Annotated in this window: 17 protein-coding genes, 11 tRNA genes and 2 rRNA genes (1 of these 30 cut by a window edge); 28 read left to right on the forward strand and 2 right to left on the reverse strand. The window is 46.9% G+C overall.

Features of this window, described 5'->3' with window-relative positions; all coding sequences use genetic code 11:
- The 21 genes from ACQW03_RS17655 to yajC all read left to right on the forward strand — a co-directional run.
- A 23S ribosomal RNA gene (locus ACQW03_RS17655) occupies positions 1 to 1,407 on the forward strand; it begins 1,520 nt to the left of the window's first position.
- Between the two features lie 152 nt (positions 1,408 to 1,559).
- A 5S ribosomal RNA gene (gene rrf / locus ACQW03_RS17660) occupies positions 1,560 to 1,676 on the forward strand.
- A 19-nt stretch (positions 1,677 to 1,695) separates the two neighbouring features.
- Positions 1,696 to 1,771 (forward strand) — tRNA-Asn (locus tag ACQW03_RS17665).
- Between the two features lie 3 nt (positions 1,772 to 1,774).
- Positions 1,775 to 1,866, forward strand: a tRNA-Ser gene (locus ACQW03_RS17670).
- A 17-nt stretch (positions 1,867 to 1,883) separates the two neighbouring features.
- A tRNA-Glu gene (locus ACQW03_RS17675) sits at positions 1,884 to 1,955 on the forward strand.
- 10 nt (positions 1,956 to 1,965) lie between these two features.
- Positions 1,966 to 2,041, forward strand: a tRNA-Val gene (locus ACQW03_RS17680).
- 29 nt (positions 2,042 to 2,070) lie between these two features.
- Positions 2,071 to 2,147, forward strand: a tRNA-Met gene (locus ACQW03_RS17685).
- A 26-nt stretch (positions 2,148 to 2,173) separates the two neighbouring features.
- Positions 2,174 to 2,250, forward strand: a tRNA-Asp gene (locus tag ACQW03_RS17690).
- A gap of 28 nt (positions 2,251 to 2,278) precedes the next feature.
- A tRNA-Lys gene (locus ACQW03_RS17695) sits at positions 2,279 to 2,354 on the forward strand.
- Between the two features lie 35 nt (positions 2,355 to 2,389).
- Positions 2,390 to 2,464, forward strand: a tRNA-Gly gene (locus tag ACQW03_RS17700).
- Positions 2,465 to 2,469: 5 nt separating this feature from the next.
- Positions 2,470 to 2,546 (forward strand) — tRNA-Arg (locus tag ACQW03_RS17705).
- Positions 2,547 to 2,558: 12 nt separating this feature from the next.
- A tRNA-Leu gene (locus ACQW03_RS17710) sits at positions 2,559 to 2,638 on the forward strand.
- 7 nt (positions 2,639 to 2,645) lie between these two features.
- Positions 2,646 to 2,719, forward strand: a tRNA-Pro gene (locus tag ACQW03_RS17715).
- 114 nt (positions 2,720 to 2,833) lie between these two features.
- Positions 2,834 to 3,538: a BofC C-terminal domain-containing protein gene (locus ACQW03_RS17720; RefSeq protein WP_071642557.1), complete on the forward strand. Its 705-nt coding sequence runs from the start codon at positions 2,834 to 2,836 to the stop codon at positions 3,536 to 3,538.
- 230 nt (positions 3,539 to 3,768) lie between these two features.
- A complete protein-coding gene (gene ruvC / locus ACQW03_RS17725; protein WP_013311580.1) occupies positions 3,769 to 4,272 on the forward strand; it encodes a crossover junction endodeoxyribonuclease RuvC in 504 nt (167 codons plus the stop codon).
- Entirely contained in the window at positions 4,269 to 4,883 is a 615-nt protein-coding gene (ruvA, locus tag ACQW03_RS17730; RefSeq protein ID WP_076294393.1) for a Holliday junction branch migration protein RuvA, read from the forward strand. Before ruvC ends, ruvA begins: the two co-directional genes overlap by 4 nt.
- 50 nt (positions 4,884 to 4,933) lie before the next feature.
- Positions 4,934 to 5,941: a Holliday junction branch migration DNA helicase RuvB gene (ruvB, locus tag ACQW03_RS17735; RefSeq protein WP_013372650.1), complete on the forward strand. Its 1,008-nt coding sequence runs from the start codon at positions 4,934 to 4,936 to the stop codon at positions 5,939 to 5,941.
- A 228-nt stretch (positions 5,942 to 6,169) separates the two neighbouring features.
- A complete protein-coding gene (locus ACQW03_RS17740) occupies positions 6,170 to 8,263 on the forward strand; it encodes a SpoIID/LytB domain-containing protein (protein ID WP_441950871.1) in 2,094 nt (697 codons plus the stop codon).
- A gap of 7 nt (positions 8,264 to 8,270) precedes the next feature.
- Positions 8,271 to 9,299 (forward strand): tRNA preQ1(34) S-adenosylmethionine ribosyltransferase-isomerase QueA, encoded by a 1,029-nt coding sequence (gene queA / locus ACQW03_RS17745; protein WP_028542424.1) that lies wholly within the window; start codon positions 8,271 to 8,273, stop codon positions 9,297 to 9,299.
- 20 nt (positions 9,300 to 9,319) lie between these two features.
- Positions 9,320 to 10,459: a tRNA guanosine(34) transglycosylase Tgt gene (gene tgt / locus ACQW03_RS17750; RefSeq protein ID WP_013311575.1), complete on the forward strand. Its 1,140-nt coding sequence runs from the start codon at positions 9,320 to 9,322 to the stop codon at positions 10,457 to 10,459.
- A gap of 34 nt (positions 10,460 to 10,493) precedes the next feature.
- Positions 10,494 to 10,829 (forward strand): preprotein translocase subunit YajC, encoded by a 336-nt coding sequence (yajC, locus tag ACQW03_RS17755; RefSeq protein ID WP_013311574.1) that lies wholly within the window; start codon positions 10,494 to 10,496, stop codon positions 10,827 to 10,829.
- An 88-nt stretch (positions 10,830 to 10,917) separates the two neighbouring features.
- Here yajC and ACQW03_RS17760 read toward each other — a convergent pair whose 3' ends face one another.
- A complete protein-coding gene (locus ACQW03_RS17760; protein WP_023989933.1) occupies positions 10,918 to 11,307 on the reverse strand; it encodes a TIGR04086 family membrane protein in 390 nt (129 codons plus the stop codon).
- 206 nt (positions 11,308 to 11,513) lie between these two features.
- On the opposite strand from ACQW03_RS17760, the gene ACQW03_RS17765 reads away from it, so the two are divergent.
- A complete protein-coding gene (locus tag ACQW03_RS17765) occupies positions 11,514 to 12,290 on the forward strand; it encodes a DUF421 domain-containing protein (RefSeq protein WP_220030069.1) in 777 nt (258 codons plus the stop codon).
- A gap of 5 nt (positions 12,291 to 12,295) precedes the next feature.
- Here the strand turns inward: ACQW03_RS17765 and spoVB are convergent, their stop codons facing one another.
- Positions 12,296 to 13,870 (reverse strand): stage V sporulation protein B, encoded by a 1,575-nt coding sequence (gene spoVB / locus ACQW03_RS17770; protein WP_025720232.1) that lies wholly within the window; start codon positions 13,868 to 13,870, stop codon positions 12,296 to 12,298.
- 307 nt (positions 13,871 to 14,177) lie between these two features.
- Here spoVB and ACQW03_RS17775 point away from each other — a divergent pair, with 307 nt between their 5' ends.
- From ACQW03_RS17775 to ACQW03_RS17800, 6 genes are all read left to right on the forward strand, one after another.
- Positions 14,178 to 14,435 carry a post-transcriptional regulator gene (locus ACQW03_RS17775; protein WP_013311570.1) on the forward strand — a complete coding sequence of 86 codons (258 nt, stop codon included), beginning with the start codon at positions 14,178 to 14,180 and terminating at the stop codon, positions 14,433 to 14,435.
- A gap of 90 nt (positions 14,436 to 14,525) precedes the next feature.
- Positions 14,526 to 15,782, forward strand: a complete 1,257-nt coding sequence (gene secD, locus ACQW03_RS17780; RefSeq protein WP_071642546.1) for a protein translocase subunit SecD — start codon at positions 14,526 to 14,528, stop codon at positions 15,780 to 15,782.
- The gene (gene secF, locus ACQW03_RS17785) at positions 15,772 to 16,689 is read left to right on the forward strand and encodes a protein translocase subunit SecF (protein WP_441950876.1); all 918 of its coding nucleotides are present in this window, start codon (positions 15,772 to 15,774) and stop codon (positions 16,687 to 16,689) included. Before secD ends, secF begins: the two co-directional genes overlap by 11 nt.
- A gap of 201 nt (positions 16,690 to 16,890) precedes the next feature.
- Positions 16,891 to 17,847, forward strand: a complete 957-nt coding sequence (locus tag ACQW03_RS17790) for a cation diffusion facilitator family transporter (RefSeq protein ID WP_441950878.1) — start codon at positions 16,891 to 16,893, stop codon at positions 17,845 to 17,847.
- 34 nt (positions 17,848 to 17,881) lie between these two features.
- A complete protein-coding gene (recJ, locus tag ACQW03_RS17795) occupies positions 17,882 to 20,278 on the forward strand; it encodes a single-stranded-DNA-specific exonuclease RecJ (protein WP_441950880.1) in 2,397 nt (798 codons plus the stop codon).
- Between the two features lie 69 nt (positions 20,279 to 20,347).
- Positions 20,348 to 20,860, forward strand: coding sequence for an adenine phosphoribosyltransferase (locus ACQW03_RS17800; RefSeq protein ID WP_028542428.1), 513 nt, complete (start codon positions 20,348 to 20,350; stop codon positions 20,858 to 20,860).
- Positions 20,861 to 21,116: the final 256 nt, after the last annotated feature.

Below are 21,116 nucleotides of genomic sequence, written 5' to 3' on the forward strand. Positions count from 1 at the left end.
AGTGAGGCTGGTGTGTAGGCAAATCCGCACATCGTAAGGCTGGGCTGTGATGGGGAGCGAAAATTGTAGTAGCGAAGGTCATGATCTCAGACTGCCAAGAAAAGCCTCTAGCCAGGAGAAGGTGCCCGTACCGCAAACCGACACAGGTAGGCGAGAAGAGAATTCTAAGGCGCGCGGAAGAACTCTCGTTAAGGAACTCGGCAAAATGACCCCGTAACTTCGGGAGAAGGGGTGCCTCGGTAGGGTGAATAGCCCGAGGGGGCCGCAGTGAAAAGGCCCAAGCGACTGTTTAGCAAAAACACAGGTCTGTGCGAAGCCGCAAGGCGAAGTATACGGGCTGACGCCTGCCCGGTGCTGGAAGGTTAAGGGGAGTGGTAAGCCCTTCGGGGCGAAGCTATGAACCGAAGCCCCAGTAAACGGCGGCCGTAACTATAACGGTCCTAAGGTAGCGAAATTCCTTGTCAGGTAAATTCTGACCCGCACGAATGGCGTAACGACTTGGGCGCTGTCTCAACGAGAGATCCGGTGAAATTTTAATACCTGTGAAGATGCAGGTTACCCGCGACAAGACGGAAAGACCCCATGGAGCTTTACTGCAGCTTGATATTGAATTTGGGTACGATCTGTACAGGATAGGTGGGAGCCGTTGAATCTTGAGCGCCAGCTTGAGAGGAGGCATCCTTGGGATACCACCCTGATCGTATCTAGGTTCTAACTTGGTACCGTAATCCGGTGCGAGGACAGTGTCAGGTGGGCAGTTTGACTGGGGCGGTCGCCTCCTAAAGAGTAACGGAGGCGCCCCAAGGTTCCCTCAGAATGGTTGGAAATCATTCGAAGAGTGCAAAGGCAGAAGGGAGCTTGACTGCGAGACCTACAAGTCGAGCAGGGACGAAAGTCGGGCTTAGTGATCCGGTGGTACCGCATGGAAGGGCCATCGCTCAACGGATAAAAGCTACCCTGGGGATAACAGGCTTATCTCCCCCAAGAGTCCACATCGACGGGGAGGTTTGGCACCTCGATGTCGGCTCATCGCATCCTGGGGCTGAAGTAGGTCCCAAGGGTTGGGCTGTTCGCCCATTAAAGCGGTACGCGAGCTGGGTTCAGAACGTCGTGAGACAGTTCGGTCCCTATCTGTCGTGGGCGTAGGAAATTTGAGAGGAGCTGTCCTTAGTACGAGAGGACCGGGATGGACGTACCGCTGGTGTACCAGTTGTTCCGCCAGGAGCACCGCTGGGTAGCTATGTACGGAAGGGATAAGCGCTGAAAGCATCTAAGCGTGAAGCCCCCCTCAAGATGAGATTTCCCAGTATGTAAGACCCCTTGAAGACGACGAGGTAGATAGGTTGGGGGTGGAAGTGCAGTAATGCATGGAGCTGACCAATACTAATCGGTCGAGGGCTTATCCTAAAAATAAAACGCAAATGAGTTTCGGATCCAGTTTTCAGGGTGTAACCTTGAAGGTATGTACAAGTGACATACGACAAGCGCATGGCTATTCATTCACACGATAAGTGATGAACCGAATAACCGTACGGTAGAATTTGCACAGCAAATTCATGTTTGGTGGCGATAGCGGAGGGGTTCCACACGTACCCATCCCGAACACGACCGTTAAGCCCTCCAGCGCCGATGGTACTTGGACCGCAGGGTCCTGGGAGAGTAGGACGTCGCCAAGCAGAGTTTTATGATTAATATTCCCTGATAGCTCAGTTGGTAGAGCACTCGACTGTTAATCGAGTTGTCACAGGTTCGAGTCCTGTTCGGGGAGCCATATGGAGAGGTGTCCGAGTTGGCCGAAGGAGCACGATTGGAAATCGTGTAGGCGCCAAAAGCGTCTCGAGGGTTCGAATCCCTCTCTCTCCGCCATAATTATTTTATTGTATGGCCCGTTGGTCAAGGGGTTAAGACACCTCCCTTTCACGGAGGTAACAGGGGTTCGAATCCCCTACGGGTCATAAGTAGTATGGAGGCTTAGCTCAGCTGGGAGAGCATCTGCCTTACAAGCAGAGGGTCGGGGGTTCGAGCCCCTCAGCCTCCACCATTTATTTAAATAGCAGTCCCTAATATTATCGCGGGGTGGAGCAGTTCGGTAGCTCGTCGGGCTCATAACCCGAAGGTCGCAGGTTCAAATCCTGCCCCCGCAACCAATTAAATTTTGAATGTAAACTGCTATGGAACTGTGGTGTAGAGGCCTAACATGCCTGCCTGTCACGCAGGAGATCGCGGGTTCGAATCCCGTCAGTTCCGCCATTTTTACAAAGTTATATTACCCTGTTGGGAGCCATTAGCTCAGTTGGTAGAGCACCTGACTTTTAATCAGGGTGTCGAAGGTTCGAGTCCTTCATGGCTCACCATTCATGAACTTATATGTCATGGATATAATGATATTGCGGACGTGGCTCAGCGGTAGAGCATCGCCTTGCCAAGGCGAGGGTCGCGGGTTCGATTCCCGTCGTCCGCTCCATATTTGCGCCCTTAGCTCAGCTGGATAGAGCGTTTGACTACGAATCAAAAGGCCGGGAGTTCGAATCTCTCAGGGCGCGCCATTAACTTCATAAGCCGGTGTGGCGGAATTGGCAGACGCGCGCGACTCAAAATCGTGAGGGAAACCGTGGAGGTTCGAGTCCTCTCACCGGCATCTATTTCGGGATGTAGCTCAGCTTGGTAGAGCACCTGGTTTGGGACCAGGGGGTCGCATGTTCAAATCGTGTCATCCCGATTCAAAAGAAAAGTCGCTGGAAGCAGCGGCTTTTTTGTTATATTAATATCTTTTTGTATAAATCAGTAATCGTCAGGTCACACTAACACAAAAAGTGGGACGGAAGGGATTACTGTGAAGCGATTAAGTTGGAAAAAACAGATGAAACGGCGCTGGAAACAGTGGAGAAGAACAGTGTGGGCTTGTAGCATTTTTGGTGCGGCTTGTTTGCTGGCAGGGTTGGGTATTCTGTTTTCGAATTATTTGCAGGCTATGTTGTCACAGCCACTCGCTACTACCGTCATGGCAGAGGAGAGCGTGGAGGAGGCTTCACATCTCAGTCCAACTGAAGATCACTCTTCACAGACGCAACTATTGCAAAGTATTCGTGCTTCGGGTATAAGCAGGAAGACCCGTCTATTAACCACCTACGTATGTGGTACGGAAACACTTTCCTTGGGAACACTAAGTTCACAGCAGCTAGAGACCTTACTGAAGCAACATCCCGATTGGAAGGGACGACTTAATACCAAAGGAGAGGTGTGGCTGGAGCGCAGGGTGGAAGACTTGTCAGAGTCATGCAAAGAGCGTGGATACATGGGTTTGAGCACTGACGGCCAGCTTACATTGTATGAAGGGCTACCTAAAAGAGAAAAAGTTATCCGCACTTTTTTTCAATTGGATGTGGGTTCCATGGAGACGGCCTTGCCAGAAGGGGTGTATAAACAACTTCAGCAGGGGATCCGTGTACAGGATATAAATGAGTATAACAGTGTAATCTCCACTTTTAGTGACTTTGCCGTGGAGCGAACACAAAGGGTATTAAAGCAGCACTATTGATTACAACTACGGAGACGTTAGGCATTGCCCATGAGGTGAGGCTTGAAGCGTCTCTTTTTATGTTTTTACTCACGTTTAAATTTTTTCCTCTATTAGATACAAAGTTTTGTTATAATGAAAAGAACGACACATATGTTCGCTTTATATGGTATTTGGCTATGATTATATGAAGAATAACGTCTGGCTATTGTTTAGTTATGCCATGTTTGAGCGATAGGGGAGAGATTTTTTTGCGCTTTTTAGGAATTGATCCGGGCATTGCCATTGTGGGCTTCGGATTTGTAGACAAGATTGGCAGCAAGGTAGTTCCTGTACAGTATGGCTGCATCCAGACGGAGGCCCATACACCGGAAGAAGAAAGGCTGCTTCATGTGTATGAAGGCATGTTGCAATTAATAGATAAATATAAACCTGATGCAGTAGCACTGGAAAAGCTCTTTTTTAATCGCAACGTTACAACCGCTATGTCTGTAAGTCAGGCACGTGGGGTGCTGGTACTAGCTGCAAAACAACGTAATTTGCCTATAGGTGAATACACGCCGATGCAGGTAAAGCAGGCTATTGTAGGGTATGGAAAGGCTGAGAAGAAACAGGTACAAGAAATGGTTAGAATGTTTCTAAAGCTTCAAGTTGTGCCCAAACCGGACGATGTAGCGGATGCTTTGGCGGTGGCTATTTGTCATGCGCATTCTTATGGACTAAATTCAAAATTAAATGAGGTATTGCGAAAATGATAGATTTCTTGCGTGGTTCTGTAGCCCATTTGGAAAATGAATATGTCGTTTTAGATGTGCAGGGTGTAGGGTACCGAGTATTTTGTCCGAATCCTTACGCGTTCGCCAAAACTGAAGGTCCAGTGGTTATTTACATTCACCATCATGTAAGGGAAGATGCTATTTTACTGTTCGGTTTTCCGACCCGTGAGGAGCAGCAGCTGTTCCGTAAACTGATTGATGTATCTGGTATTGGACCGCGTGTTGCGCTTGGTATTTTAGGAGGCGGTACGCCTGCTCATGTGGTAACGGCGATTTATCAGGAGAATATCACATTTCTCACCAAGTTACCGGGGATCGGTAAAAAGACGGCACAACGTATGATTCTGGATTTGAAAGACAAGCTGGACGGTATTGGCTCGTTGGGAATGGCAACCGGATTGTTTGCTGAGCCTGTCGTAGAAGAAGGCGAAGGTTCATATTGGGGCGAGGCCCGTGAGGCACTCAAGGCGCTGGGTTACACTGATGCTGAGTTGGATAAGGTATGGAGCAGAATGAAGAAAGATGCGAAACCTGATGAATCTGCTGATATTTTGATGAAGCGGGCTTTGCAACTGTTGTTTGCCGGATAGGACGATGATGTCCGTTAACAAATGTCTGGTGAAAAGAGGAGCGATGGAATATGGATGACCGGATTATTTCCGCCAATTTGATGATGGAAGACCAGACGGCGGAGCTAAGCCTTCGCCCCCGTTATCTAAATGAATATATCGGGCAAAATCAGGTTAAGGAAAATCTGAAAGTATATATTGAAGCGGCCAAAATGCGTAAAGAAGCGTTGGACCATGTACTGTTATACGGACCGCCGGGGTTGGGTAAAACAACTCTTGCTAACATTATCGCCAATGAGTTGGGGGTTAATCTGCGTACAACTTCAGGTCCTGCAATTGAAAGACCGGGAGATTTGGCAGCGTTGCTGACCAATCTTCAAGAGGGTGATGTTTTGTTCATTGATGAGATTCATCGCCTTCATCGTACGGTGGAAGAAGTCATGTACCCTGCGATGGAGGATTTTGCGCTGGACATTATGATTGGTAAAGGCCCGAGTGCACGCTCGGTCCGTCTGGATTTGCCACCCTTTACCCTTATAGGGGCCACTACGCGCGCTGGGCTGCTCTCTGCGCCATTGCGTGACCGGTTTGGTGTTATTAGTCGTTTAGAGTTTTATACGACAGACGAGCTGGCTTACATCGTGTCCAGGAACGCGGATATTATGGAGATTGAAATTGTCGGGGATGCGGCAGAGGAAATCGCATTGCGTTCGCGGGGGACACCGCGTATTGCCAACCGACTGTTAAAAAGGGTGCGTGATTTTGCCCAGGTTGCCGGAGACGGTATTATTCATTCTGAGTTAGCTGCAGAGGCGCTAAAGAGGCTTCAAATAGATCCACTCGGGCTTGATGAAATTGATCATAAAATGCTTAAGGCCATGATTCATTCATTCCGAGGCGGACCTGTAGGATTGGACACAATTGCTGCAACTATTGGTGAAGAGAGTCAGACAATTGAGGATGTGTATGAACCCTATTTGTTACAAATTGGTCTTTTACAAAGAACACCTCGGGGACGAACAGTGACTCCGGCGGCATATGCTCACCTTGGAATCCCAATGCCAACGGACCCACGGTGATTAGGAAACATGATTCACTTTAAAAAAAATCATTTCATGGTTACACGCAAGTATGATGAATACGATATCGGCTGACGGATGATTGAGGGAAGTGAGAGTGTAAGTAAGATTCGAGCGGGTTCATATTTTGGGTTATTCCGCCGATGTATTTAGAGGGACAGACAAGGGTCGAGATCCCGATAAATTACGCAATATAAGTGCTAGACAGCTAGATTGGGGGAGCCAGAAATGAGTGGAGAAGCATTTAACCGAAAAAGTATTTTCGGTGCATGGATGGGCCGGGCCAAACGAGCAGCAGCGATTATGGTATTAGCTACAGTGTGCATACCTTGGTCTTCGGGCGTTCACGCTGCTGCCGCCCAAGAGGATATTCGAGTAGTGATTTTTGCGGATCTAGGTAGCAAATATAAAGCGACAGTCCCCGCTGTAACCTTGAAATCATCAGGAGGTCTGAGTGTTGGACAGAACAGTGGAGGCAGTTTTCAAACTTGGATGGGACTGTCAGACAGTACCGCTCGTTTTAGTGTAGACAGCTATCGGGTGAAGGTACTTGAAGGAAATGAAGCAGCGGCGATAAAAGCGGCCCAAGCCCTGCAAAAGACTAATGATAAACCTACGGTTTTTATCGGTTCAAAAAATGGTAGCTCTGTGTATCAAGTGTACGCGGGAACATATGCTAGTGAACAATCTGCGCAGGCTGCTGTACAGCGGATTTCCTCCGCAACCGGAGCGCAGCCCGAGGTTAAGGGAAACAAGCATTGGTCCACAGGAAGCTACGGAAGCGAGCAGGAAGCTAATCTCGTTCGAACGACAATTGCTGCGGCAGGCTTTGATGCTTTTACTGTGATTCAATCAAGGGGCCAGTATGCTGTATGGGTTGGAGAAGAAAGTAATGACAGCAAGCTGTCGGCTTTGAAAACAGAGCTGGAGAGCAAGCAACCAAGACTCACGCTGTCCAAAGTTAATGCTACTCAAACCGGCCTCATTATAAGACAGGAAGCAGGAGTCACGACCGGCTCGCAGGTGATGTCTCATTACATGCTAAGTGGTTCTGATAATAGCAAGGTAACTGTCAATGGCGGTAATAATGGAATACAAGTGATGGAGAGATCACAGCGTACATATCGCGGCCAGATGGAGATTGGCATGACGTCAGGCCAGCTGGCGCTTGTGAACGAAGTTCCTTTGGAGCAGTATTTGTATTCCGTGGTAGGAGCAGAGGTCTATTCCTCATGGCCAGATGAAGCGCTCAAGGCTCAAGCGGTAGCGGCTCGTAGCTACGCGCTTGCCCAAGGCAATCGGTTTCAGATCGGAAATGTAGTAGATGGTACGTTAAGCCAGGCTTACAACGGTAAGAGCTCGGAACATGCCAATGTCAATGAGGCTGTAGATGCAACAGCTGGTGAAGTCATTAAAAGTGGCGGCAAAGTGGTCGAAGCTGTATTTTCATCTAATGCGGGCGGTGTCACAGCAGATGCTTCCGAGGTGTGGAACAGTGGTGGCGAAGCCTTTGCCAGCGTAGACAGCTCGGGGGATACTTCGGCACAAAAAGGAGCACAGGAATGGTATCATGTACTTCTCTCCAGTGGCAAGACAGGTTATATTCGTGAGGATAATGCTAAGGAACTGGAGGGTGTCACAGAAGCGGGGTTAGACAAAATAACCGTCACTGCGGAAAATACAAATGTGCGTCCTATTCCCCAAATCCAATCGACAGTTACACCAATAGCCAAGGCGCAGCCGGGCGAAGAGATAATTGTATTGGAAAAGGTGCCTCAGTCCGGAGACTATGCATGGGTGCGGGGGCCCTTTACGTCAGCTCAGCTTGCTAAATCCCTGCAAGGGAAAGTCACGGGCACAGTGCCTTCCTCTATTAATCACCTCGATGTCACTAAACGTGGTCCATCAGGGCGAGTGTTGGAGGTTGAAGCGAACGGATCCCCTTTGAAAGTGAAATATCCGGATATGTTTCGCTCAGCGATGGGCGGACTCCCGAGCACACTGTTTGATATTGCGAGTACCGGAAGTTATACTGTATTAGGCGCTGATGGGGCTACTTCTCATGTAAGTGGTACACAAGGCACTCAAATCCTGTCCGCATCTGGCAGCAGTACTTCAAGTGGTAACGGGGTGATCGTCATGAATGAAGATCGTCATGCACGGGTCATTGACAAAACACAAAGCTTTATTTTTACAGGTAAAGGAAATGGTCATGGTTTGGGCTTATCCCAATGGGGTGCCAACGGTTTGGCCGAGCAGGGGTATGATTACAAGAAAATTTTGCAACACTATTACAAAAATGTGGATATAGTTAAGGACTGACCAATATATGAACGTAAACGACTACGATTTTGAACTGCCTGAAACATTAATTGCACAGACACCTTTGCTGGATCGGAGCGCTTCCAGATTACTGACGTTAAACAAAAATAACGGTGAAGTGGGTCATCATACGTTTTCGGATATTGTGCAGTATCTTCAACCAGGGGATACGCTGGTGTTAAACGATACGAGAGTGATTCCTGCACGCTTGTTTGGCATCAAGGAAGATACGGGAGCAAAGGCTGAAGTTTTACTGCTTAAGCAACTGCAAGGGGACCGATGGGAAGCATTGGTGAAACCTGGTAAAAAGCTGAAAAAGGGTGCTGTTATCGTTTTCGGTGATGAGCTTAAAGCAGTAATTGAGGAAGAAGGAGATATGGGCGGAAGGGTACTTTCATTTTCATATGACGGTATTTTCCAGGAGATCTTGGACCGTCTGGGGCAGATGCCGCTTCCGCCGTATATCAAGGAACAACTGGATGACCGCGAGCGTTATCAGACAGTTTATGCTCGGCATGAAGGTTCTGCTGCGGCTCCAACGGCAGGGCTGCACTTTACAGAAGAATTGCTGGACCAGATTAAAAAGAAGGGCGTTACCGTTGCCTTTATCACACTTCATGTTGGCTTAGGGACGTTCAGACCGATGTCTGTGGATACGATTGAAGAACATGTGATGCATGAAGAATACTATTCATTGTCACAGGAAACAGCGGATGTACTCAATGAAACCAAGGCGCGCGGCGGAAGAGTCGTGGCGGTGGGGACGACCAGTTGCCGGACGCTGGAAACGGTGGGCAATAAATTCCTAGATGGAGTATTAGAGGCCAGTAGTGGCTGGACACAGATTTTTATTTATCCAGGCTATGAATTCCGTGTGGTGGATGCGATGATTACGAATTTTCATTTGCCTAAATCCACCTTGGTTATGCTGGTCAGCGCACTGGCGGGCAGGGAGAATATTATGCATGCTTACCAGGAGGCGATTGACCGACAATATCGGTTTTTCAGCTTCGGGGACGCAATGTTCATTTATTAATTAAGGATGGTAGAGAAAATATGGCACCAGCAATAAGATACGAACATATTAAAACCTGCAAGCAATCGGGAGCCCGTCTTGGGCGTGTACACACACCTCATGGAGTTATTGAGACACCAACCTTTATGCCTGTGGGAACTCAAGCTACTGTTAAAACGATGAGTCCTGAGGAACTGAAAGCGATGGATGCTCAAATTATTTTGAGTAACACGTACCATTTGTTTCTTCGTCCCGGCCACGATATTATTCGTGAAGCGGGTGGACTGCACAAGTTTATGAATTGGGATCGCCCTATTTTAACGGACAGCGGTGGATTCCAGGTGTTTTCCTTAAGTGAAATGCGCAAGATTTCAGAGGAGGGTGTTCATTTTCGCTCTCATTTAAATGGAGATAAGAAGTTTCTTTCGCCTGAAGTGGCGATGGAAATACAAAACTCGCTTGGCTCAGATATTATGATGGCCTTCGATGAATGCCCGCCATTTCCGGCTGAATATGAGTATGTGAAAAAGTCACTGGAACGTACCAGCCGTTGGGCTGAGCGTTGTTTGGAGGCACACGCGCGTCCTCATGATCAAGGGCTGTTTGCCATTGTACAAGGAGGCATGCATGAAGATCTACGCAAGCAAAGCGCTGCGGATTTGACTTCCATGGATTTCCCGGGGTATGCTATTGGTGGACTGAGCGTAGGTGAACCGAAACATTTGATGTATGAAGTGCTAGATTACACGCTTCCTCTGCTTCCCACCAACAAGCCAAGATATTTGATGGGCGTAGGTTCTCCGGATGCCTTGATTGAAGGCGCTATCCGTGGTGTGGATATGTTTGATTGTGTACTTCCAACGCGAATTGCTCGCAACGGGACAACGATGACCAGCCAAGGTCGTCTTGTCGTTCGCAATGCCCAATATGCAAGTGATTTTGGCCCGCTCGATCCCGCTTGTGATTGTTATACCTGTCGCAATTATTCACGTGCTTACTTGCGGCATTTGATTAAAGCGGATGAAACCTTCGGGCTCCGACTGACAACGTATCATAACTTGCATTTCTTAATACAATTGATGCGTAATGTCAGACAAGCGATTATGGATGACAGGCTGCTTGATTTCCGAGATGAATTTTTTGAGCAGTATGGTCTTCATGATAATGATAAAGGCTTTTAAGTTTTAGGTAGAGTATACGAAAGGGGGATTTAACATGTTTCATTTTGCTACAGCCGCTGCTGCACCCGGTGGAACTGGCGGACTTTTTCAAATGATCTGGCCACTGGCTCTGATGTTTGTAATCTTCTATTTCTTGCTGATTCGCCCGAATCAGAAAAAACAAAAGCAGCGTCAAACGATGCTTCAAGCTTTGAAAAAGGGAGATAAAGTAATTACGATCGGAGGTCTTCACGGTACAATTGTGGAGATTACGGATGATGTAGTAGTTTTGCGTGTGAATGATGTCACGAAGCTGACCTTTGACCGCAGTGCAATTAGTAATGCGATTGCAAAAGACACGGCATCTGAGGAAGTTGTTTCCAAATCGTAAAATACTTCTGACCGTTATGCAAAAACCGAGCCTTTGAGGAGGCTCGGTTTTTTTGTGTTGTTTTATTACATGGATACAAACATTTTGATTACTTGCTGAGATTAATGCCAAACATCCCACCACCTGCACCTATGACAAACGCGAAAGCTAAGTGTAACAGGTCCTTGCCGTTCATGCCCGCATCCAATGCCAGAAAACCGACCAGCAAAACGATTAGTCCATACAGGATGCCTGTAATACCGCCTTGATACCAGCCTTTGTTTGTGGATCTTTTACCGGCGACGAAGCCGCCAGATAGCATGGCGAATGCGTGGACGATGTACGTATACAATGATAAGTCCTGTTCCTGCATCTGTGTCAGCCACAAGAGTAGTGAAAGAATCAATGCGCCAAGCAGCATCCATGCAAAAGCATAAAATAAGCCGGATAAAATGGGATGGGCCAGACGAAACGAACACCAGCGGCGAATGAGCTCCATTGATAATTCCTCCTGTACCAAGGTTTGAACTATTATCATTCTATGGCCAAGCCTCCCTGCTTAGTACCAAGTCGCAAGCAGTCTTTCTCTTTATTTCAATAATTTAGCCTTTTGTTTTTTGTATGAGCCAAGTGAGGAACGGTCAGAATACGTGTACAATGAACGACTAATGTCTTATTGCAAGTACAGGGGAGGAGGCGAACATATTGAGTCACGATATTTTTGCTCATATTTTTCGGACGCTGCTCATGTATTTTATTGTATATCTGGTGATGCGCTTGATGGGTAAAAGGGAGATCGGCAAATTGTCTGTTTTCGATCTCGTCATATCGATTATGATTGCAGAAATTGCTGTATTCAGCCTGGAGGATATAAAACGTCCTCTTTATGAAGGGCTGATTCCTTTAGGAGTGCTGTTAATTTTGCAAATCGGGATTTCATTTTTCAGTCTGAAAAGTCGGCGACTGCGCTTACTATTTGATGGTAGGCCCAGTGTATTGTACTCCAATGGACAATTAAACAAGGACGAAATGGTGAAACAACGTTACAATTTAGATGACTTGCTGTTACAACTTCGTGAACAAAATATAGAAAGTCTGGATGAAGTCGAATATGTTATTTTGGAAACGACAGGTAAGCTAACGGTTATAGGTAAGGATGATAACGATGGAGTGGAACACGGAAAAATAAAGCAAGAATTAAACGGAACAGATGTGATAAACAAAGAGCAACAGGTGAATAAAGTTCATCCTTCTCCACAAATCGGTGGAAAGTTTAGATATGAGGGACTGCCTATTCCATTAATCATGGATGGCAAGGTGCTGGATCGAAATTTGGAACGGATGGATATGAACCGTTTTTGGCTTAAAAATCAGATTCAAGCAAAGGGACACAAAGATTTTAAAGATGTTTTTTTATGCTCGGTTAACCATAGAGGTGATGTGTATATTACACCACCGGCCTATGGAAAATCTTCGGATTAGATTTCTTACGCTTTAAACCATCTTCTCAGGAGTGGAATGCGTGTAAGGTTGTCCCAATCAATCATTTTGATCAAGGTCATTAGGAAAAGGTACAGTATAATTCCCAAACCTGCGGCAAAAATAAACTGAAGCCACATTTGGTCGAACATCGTTAGATGTCTGTAGGTATATAATACTGCTGCTGCCATGATGATCATACCTATCCCGGTCTTCCAGAAATCGAGCAAACGTACGCGGAAGCGAAGCAGTCTGCTGACACTGAAGCCATGAAGGAGTGTAACAATGGCACTGTTAATACAAATGGCAATGACAGCTCCGTAGATACCGTACTGAGGTTGGGAAGCAAGCCAGACGATTAGCGCAATTTTGATAACGGCTCCGATAAAGGTATTTAATAAGGCACTTCCAGGACGGTCTAATGCCTGAAGTGCTGCCTGAAGCGGGGCCTGAATGTACATAAAAAGTGCAAAAGGTGCCATGAGCTTAAGCATGCCTGCAATATCGCCATTATTATAGAGTAGCAGACACAGAGGTTCTGCCAAAACATACATGATTACGGCAAATGGGGCTCCTGCAACCAAAGCGAGCCGAAGCGATTGATGAAGACGTTTGTGAATGGCTGTAATATGCCCCTTGGCTGCTGCTTCGGATAACGAAGGAACGAGTGAAACAGCTAGTGAACTGGTAAGAACTCCAGGTAGTAATAATACAGGAATGACCATGCCCTGCATGGCTCCATATTGTGCGGTTGCCACGCCAGTTGCTATGCCTGCTACGGCGAGGCTACGCATGCACAAGATAGATTCGAGCAAATAGGATAAGGAACCAACAAGCCTTCCAGCAGTAACGGGAACGGATATAGACATAAGACGTGACAAAACGGATGATTGCTCGGGTTGAACCTCAGAGGAGGGGATAGGCGACTTCGGCTGAAGGATGCGATCTTTTCGATGGTTACATACGTATTGCCATAGCAGCACAATCATGCCAATGAATTCCCCCGCCAGAGCACCGAGCATGGCACCTGCAGCAGCGTAGGCTACCCCATGGGGAAGTAACAAGTAAGCAAACCAAATGACACAAAAAATGCGCATAACGGTCTCCGCAATGGAGGAGGTGGCGGAAGGAATCATATTTTGCTTTCCCTGAAAATAGCCCCTATAAGCTGAGGAAACCGCTACAATGACAATCATTGGGCTCATGCTCACGAATGTATAATACACGCGGCTGTCGGTCAGGAGATGGCTTGTAATCCAAGGCGCGAACACAAGACAGAGCACCATGGCGATTAGACTGAGTGTGATGGTGAAGCGCAGGCTGGTGTGCAAAATACGCCGCGACATTTCGGGCTGTCCCGCCGTTTCTGCTTCGGCTACAAGCTTGGCTACCGCAAGAGGGATACCCCCTGTAATAAGCGTCACCAGAACGATAAAAAAGGGATACCCCTGTTGGTACAAGCCAACTCCTTCGGGGCCGATGATACGCGGGAGTGCGATTCGGGGAATAAAACCTAGTATCCGGTTGATAATTCCTGCTGCCAATAAAATAATTGCTCCATGGATGAATGTCTGCTTTTTCAATCGCAACTCCCTCTTCCCCAAAATGTAATTCTGCGTCTATACATTACTTTAGAAGATATGCTGGACCTGTCCATCTTCATGACAAGCTTTTCCGTTCAGAAACAAAGTGATTTAGACAACAAGAGGGAGAGTGGTGAATTCTGCTATTGACGAGCGAAATGAATGCATATATTGTTGATTTAAGGCTATTTTCAACGAAAAGAAGGGTTTTCCAGGATCAGGACAGAAATGTTCTACAAAGCAGTCAATAACCCCGCTAATTGCTGATCTGCGGAACCGGTAGTCGCTGGGAGGAGGAACGGCCATCGTGGGTATGGAAGAGCTGGATGAGCAGGATTGGGATGACGCAATTGAGATGCTCTGTCAAAGTAAGGCGGACGAGTTGATTCTCGTAGGCTATGAGCATGTCACAAGTAAGGACGTGTGGAATTGCGTCAGCCATAAATATGAAAAGGAGGGTATCCCTCCGCTGCACAAGCTCGTTAACGATATACTTTCCCTTAAAGCGACGAGCTTTATGAACTATTTGACTATGTCCGCATTACGGGGCTCCACTTTCGAATAGAAGGGGGTCTTTTTTTGCGTTCAAATTGACTGCTTTTTGAGGGGTAGCTATAATAGGAATATTGAGAATGAAAGGGGAACATGGGACGGAATGAAGAGAATTCTAAGTTTCATCGTGGTCGTGCTCATAACTACTGGTGTTATGATCGGGACAAGCCCGGGCCTACTGAACAGTTTAAAATTAGGCCTCGATTTAAAGGGAGGCTTTGAAATTTTATATGAAGCCCAGCCTTTGGAAGCCGGGCAGAGTGTAACCAGACAGTCTCTTATTCAAACAGCTCAAAGTCTGGAGAGACGGATTAATGCGCTCGGTACGACTGAGCCGGAAGTAACAACAGAGGGGAGCAACCGTATTCGCGTGCGGCTTGCTGGTGTCACTAATGAGGCAGAAGTCCGCTCCATGCTGAAAAAACCTGCAGAATTAACGTTCCGCAGTGCAACGGCAGCAGATGCTAAAAAGCCAGGCCAATACAGCAAAATTGAGCTCCGCGGTAATGATTTTGTGGAGAATGGTGCTGTTGTCGGCTTTGACCAGCTGAACCAACCTGAGATTAGTATCAAAGTGAAGGACAAAGCTAAATTTGCAGAAATCACAAAGCGACTTCTGAATAAAGAATTAGCTATTTTCCTGGATCAGGAATTGCTGTCTGCACCTACAGTACGTGGGGAATTAACGGACGGTAGCGCGTCAATCACAGGTAGCTACACTCGTGATGAAGCGAATAAACTGGCGGATACGATTAATTTGGGTGCCCTTCCGCTCAAACTGACGGAAAAATATTCTCAGAGTGTAGGTGCTACGCTGGGTCAATTGTCACTGGATCAGACGATTCGTGCTGGGTTGATCGGCTCGATCATTATTCTGGTATTTATGATTGCGATGTTCCGTGTACCGGGCCTAGTGGCCAGCTTCTGTCTGATCGTTCATACTTGGCTGGTACTCGCGATCTTCTACTTGGGTGGATTCGTACTCACACTCCCAGGTATCGCCGCCTTCGTGCTCGGGATCGGGATGGCAGTCGATGCCAATATTATTACGTATGAACGGATTAAAGAAGAAATTAAGACAGGCAAAACGATTCGTTCTTCCGTTATCGCAGGTAGTAAGGCTTCGTTCCGTACCGTTATGGATGCCAATATTACGACAATTATAGCGGCAGCGGTTATGTTTGGTCTCGGAACAGGCTCCGTTAGAGGTTTCGCTCTGGTGCTTATCGTTGATATTGTCACCAGTATCTTGACGAATATCTTCTTCTCCCGCTTCTTGCTCAATCTGCTGGTTAAAGCGGATGCTGTGAAGAAGCCCAAGTATTTTGGTGTGAAGGAGAGTGATATTAGTGCGCTTTAATTGGGACTATAAATATATCAAGATGAGCAAGTGGTTTTACACGTTCTCGATTATTATCACACTGCTTGGTATTCTGAGCTTGTCGATATTCGGCTTGAATTACGGGGTAGACTTTCGTTCCGGTTCCAATGTGGATGTCAATTTGACTAAAGTCGTTACACAGAAACAGATCCAAACTTTGCTGGACAAGCAGGGGATCGGTAAAGAGGTGGATTATACACCGGGTAAAGAGCGTTTCGGTATTCGCTTCTCACAGGTTTTGACGGATCAGCAAGTGAATGATTTTAAGATTTCTTTTAATAAACAGCTGGATCCGAAGGCTTCCTTTGAGGTCAATACAGTGGATACGGAAATGGCGCAAGAACTGGAGCGGAATGCAATATGGGCGATATTGCTAGCATGTGTAGCCATCGCAGTCTATATTTCAATCCGGTTTGAATGGCGGTTTGCCATTGCAGCCATCGTTTCGTTGTTGCATGATGCCTTCCTCGTTATCAGTATTTTCTCGATTTTCCGTCTTGAGGTGGATTTGACCTTTATTACGGCAATTCTGACGATTGTCGGTTTCTCCATTAATGATACCGTCGTTATTTTTGACCGTATTCGGGAAAATCTACGATTTGCGAAGAAGAAGTCCAGAGACGACTTAGAACAGGTAGTTGATCACAGTATTGCGCAGACAATGACTCGTTCACTTGCAACCGTGTTTACGGTGTTTATTGCCTCCTTATGTTTGTTCATATTTGGCGGCGAATCGATCCGTATGTTCTCCCTTGCGATGGTCATTGGTTTGTTGTTTGGTGCTTATTCTTCCATTTTCATTGCCAGTCCGCTGTGGGTGGCTTTGAAAGGAAAACAAAAATCTCCGACAGCTGGCGGGAGCGCGGCCAAAACTGCAAAGTCTTAAGTTACGCAAATACCAGTAGTATAAATTAAAGAGAAAGCCGCGTCTGCTTGGGCGCGGTTTTCTAAGGTTTTGAGATTTACCTTGAGTAAGGCACAGTAGTGGACACTTAAATGTGAATGGTTTTTGTTTTTTAGAAATTCGGTTATTTTAGAATGGAGCTTTATTGGGAAAGGGTTAGTTCAGGATTGAGGGGGAAACGTTGTGAATAGCGAACGCAGCCGATCATTAGAAACTGCGGCGTTGAGTGGGATTGTAGGTAATCTCGCGCTGGCTGTTCTAAAGGGAACCGTCGGTTATGCGGCAAACAGCAAAGCGTTGATGGGGGATGCACTGCACACGGCTGCGGATAGTGCTTCCCGTTTGCAGGAGCTTCTGTTTTCCAAGGGGGCTACAGGGCACGGAATGCTGGCACGGTTGCGGAATGGTGAAAAAGTTCGGACGGTCATATCTGTGGTGCTGGCTATTTTAGTGCTGATGAGCGGTCTTCAGCTAGCTATGTCGGCGGTTCGTTCATTAAGCAGTTCGGAACCGCAGGCTCCCGGTCTGTATGCATTAATTACCGTATTTATTGCGTTGGTGTTGAGAGAAGCGCTATTTCAGTTTCAATATCGCTACTCGATTAAACATGGTCATAAAGCGGAAGCAGATCGTTACGCTAACCATGAACGTTACTCGCTGTATGCATCGTTGATTGCATTGATCGGCATGATCGGTGCAATGACTGGCGAAGCAATGGAATGGCCTGCATTATTATATCTTGATCCAACCGCAGCTTTGCTGGTAGCCTGTCTGGTGTTGCGTAAAGGGTATTTGATGGTAATGAATACCGCTTACCAGGTTCCTGCACAGCCCTTGCAGGAGGAAGACTCCCGACGCTTTATGGAGACGATTCAACGGGTGTATGGTATTGTAACGGTTGAACACTTACATGCCCAGGAAACAGGCCATTTCATAACGGTGGATGTAACGATAAGTGTAAACCCGCGGATTACGGTACAGGAAGCGCAGGAAATCGCCGATCGAGCAAAAAATTTACTGTTAGCCCGTTTTCCACAGGTGACCCATGTACAAATGCAGTTCATTTCTTATCAAGCCGGATATCCTTACAAATCCAATCATGAACTGCCAGATAATGATGTGTCGTCGTTGCTTCAGTAGGGGCAGGACGACTATGAAAGAAAGGTGAATAGGATTGCTTCATTCGCAGTACAGATGGAAGACCCCAGAAGCTAACCTGGAAGCGGCTCAGCTGTTGACAGAAGAACTGGGGATTTCACCATTGTTGTCCCGGCTTTTAGTGAACCGGGGCGTCACTACCGCCGGGGAAGCAAACCGCTTTTTGTACGGAAGTGTGGACGATGTACACGACCCTTTTCTGCTTCTTGGTATGAAAGAGGCCGTGCCGAGAATTCGCCAGGCTCTGGAACGTGGCGAGCATATATTAATCTATGGCGATTATGATGCAGACGGCGTATCCAGTACATCATTGATGATTCAGCTCATGCGTTTTCTGAAGGCTTCTTATGATATTTATATTCCCCATCGTTCTAATGAGGGGTATGGTCTGCATAACCATGCCCTTGATTGGGCTCATCAGCAGGGAGTTACACTGGTCATTACGGTAGATACGGGAATTAGTGCAGTAGAACAAATTGCTTATGCAACTTCCTTGGGGATAGATGTTATTGTGACGGATCATCATGAGCCGCCTGCTGTACTTCCCGAGGCATATACTTTGATTAATCCGAAGCTACCCGGTTGCCCATACCCATTTAAAGGTCTTGCAGGTGTTGGTGTTGCCCTGAAGCTCGCTCAGGCGTTGTTGGGTGAGGTGCCGGAGGAATGGTTTGAAATCGCCGCTATCGGCACGGTAGCCGATCTGATGCCACTACATGGTGAAAATCGGACGATGGTACGCAGAGGGATTCAATCCATGAGAAACTCTGCATTTCCGGGTATTCGTGCGTTGCTCCATGTAGCGAGCGTGGATATATCTACAGTGACTTCAGTCAACATCGCATTTGCATTGGCTCCGCGGATTAATGCCAGCGGGCGCCTGGATCATGCGGGACGAGCAGTTTCTCTGCTGACGACAGAAAAAGAGGAAGAAGCAGACCAACTTGCGCATGCGCTGGACCTGCTCAATCGTGAGCGTCAACAGGTGGTCGAACGTATTGTGGAGCAAGCCGAGCAGCAATTGGCATCCAAACTGAATGGAGGTAAGCTACCATCAGTTATTGTGTTGGCTGGTGAAGGCTGGAATGTCGGCGTTGTCGGAATTGTGGCATCCAAGCTATTGGATCGTTATTATCGACCGACTATTATTCTTGGTATAGATGCTGAGACAGGCACATGCAAAGGTTCTGCCCGTTCTATTCCTGCATTGGATATTTACAGTGCCCTTACGGACAGCCATGAGCTTATGGAGCATTTTGGGGGTCATCCTTCGGCTGCGGGTATGACGCTGTCCCGTGACAATCTGGAATTGTTTGAAGAGCAGCTGAACCACTATGCGGGTTCCATTCTGACACCAGAAGATCTCATTCCTGTAGCTGAAGCTGATATGGTCTGTCGTTTGGACGAGGTATCTTTGCAAGTGGTTGAAGAACTGGAGTTGCTTCAGCCTTTTGGTATGGGGAATCCTTCTCCACGATTCGTATTACAGGGACTGCAATTGCGCGAGGCTCGTAAAATGGGACGTGAGAAAAATCATGTGAAGCTCTTGCTGGAGCAGAACGGTTTATCGCTGGACGCGATTGCCTTCCGTCGTGGCGATTTGGCTGATTTTTTACAGCAACAAACGGAGATAGATCTGCTGGGTGAATTGTCAATTAACGAATGGAACGGTAAAAGGTCTCTCCAGCTAATGATGCAGGACATTCGAGTGCAGGCGCCGCAAATTTTTGATTATCGTGGAGTGTCGGACCCTTTTGCCGAATTAGAGCGGGGACTCAAGATCTTTCATCCACGCATAGAGGAAAGAAAGAAAGACGTTGCGGTGTTGATCCACCCGTCATCTAGGCTTCGTCCCTCGGGCTCCGTGGATGCTGAATCCTTATGGTTGTACGATAAAGATGGCAGCGTTATTCCCAGTGATGGTCAAAGAGATGCACAGCACTCTGTGAAGTCGCTGTTCGTACTGGAGCCGCCGGATACACCGGATCAGTTTCAGGCATTATGGTCTACCTTTGAGAATGTAGAGAACGTATTTCTCCTTCATTCGGTCAGTGAGCGTGGCGGTCGACTCGTAAGCCCCGACAGAGAGCTGTTCAAGCGTATTTACGTTGTGCTTTCCCGAATGGGGACACAGCCTATTGATGAAAAGGCAATGCTGCCTGCTCTTAGCCGACAGTGTTCCTGTTCAGTACGTATGTTATCCAAAGTATTGGACATCTTCGAAGAACTTGAGTTTATGACGCGTACAGATGGTCAATTCTGTTTTGTATCCAATCCGCCTAAGCGGGATTTAACCGCTTCTCCACGCTATCAGGAATTGTATAATATGGCTGAGATGGAGAAGTACTTGTTGGATGCGGACACTACCCAGATGACGAGCTGGATTATGTCGCTTATGAAGGGTGCGTCTTGAGATACTATTTCTCAATTTATGTTGTAAAATGTATATACTAATTTGAAGTTTACAGTAGGAGGAACTAAGTTGGACTACAAAGAATATATTCGGGTGATTTCCGATTTTCCACAACCAGGGATTAGTTTTAAGGACATTACGACCTTGATGAAAAATGGTGAACTATACCGCAAGGCTATCAACGATATGAAGGAACTGGTATCGGATTTGAAAATTGATTTGATTGCAGGGCCAGAAGCACGTGGGTTCGTTGTTGGTGCCCCTTTGGCTTATGCGCTTGGTGTTGGTTTTATTCCCATCCGTAAAAGTGGCAAGCTCCCTGGGGAAACCATTGAGGAAGCATACGGTTTGGAGTATGGTAAAGATACGCTGGCGATGCATAAGGATGCTATAGAGCCAGGCCAAAATGTTTTGATTGCTGATGACCTGCTTGCTACAGGTGGAACTATTGCTACATCCGTTAACTTGGTACGCCAGCTTGGTGGTAATGTGGCAGGGGCTGCTTTTCTTATCGAGCTGTCTGACTTAAACGGCCGGGCGAAACTGACTGATGTAGATGTATTCACCCTGATTACGTATTAAGTATTTTGAAACCCGGGTTTCCCGGGAAATAATTATGTGCGGATCGCCTAAATAGTCCGATGGAACATCTCTTTAACTAAAGAGTTGCTCCATCGGACTATTTTGTTTAGAAGTGTTTTAAGTTTGGGCTTTGTTTGATAGTCCTAAACCACCAACCACTTTGTGGGGATAGGTATGAAAAAAAATTAAAAATGTCGATGAACAATAAAAAAAGGAGCAGAGGTGGTCATAAGGAGCATAGTGGTCATACTAATTT

Source organism: Paenibacillus sp. DRB1-1 (genome assembly GCF_052119485.1).
GTDB lineage: Bacteria > Bacillota > Bacilli > Paenibacillales > Paenibacillaceae > Paenibacillus > Paenibacillus polymyxa_B.

Excerpts from the sequence above, each read along its gene's own strand:
- ACQW03_RS17740 (WP_441950871.1), top strand. The coding sequence starts at position 6,170 with ATGAGTGGAGAAGCATTTAACCGAAAAAGTATTTTCGGTGCATGGATG.
- ruvA (WP_076294393.1), top strand. The coding sequence starts at position 4,269 with ATGATAGATTTCTTGCGTGGTTCTGTAGCCCATTTGGAAAATGAATAT.
- yajC (WP_013311574.1), top strand. The coding sequence starts at position 10,494 with ATGTTTCATTTTGCTACAGCCGCTGCTGCACCCGGTGGAACTGGCGGA.
- tgt (WP_013311575.1), top strand. The coding sequence starts at position 9,320 with ATGGCACCAGCAATAAGATACGAACATATTAAAACCTGCAAGCAATCG.
- secD (WP_071642546.1), top strand. The coding sequence starts at position 14,526 with ATGAAGAGAATTCTAAGTTTCATCGTGGTCGTGCTCATAACTACTGGT.
- ruvB (WP_013372650.1), top strand. The coding sequence starts at position 4,934 with ATGGATGACCGGATTATTTCCGCCAATTTGATGATGGAAGACCAGACG.
- ACQW03_RS17760 (WP_023989933.1), bottom strand. The coding sequence starts at position 11,307 with ATGGAGCTCATTCGCCGCTGGTGTTCGTTTCGTCTGGCCCATCCCATT.
- queA (WP_028542424.1), top strand. The coding sequence starts at position 8,271 with ATGAACGTAAACGACTACGATTTTGAACTGCCTGAAACATTAATTGCA.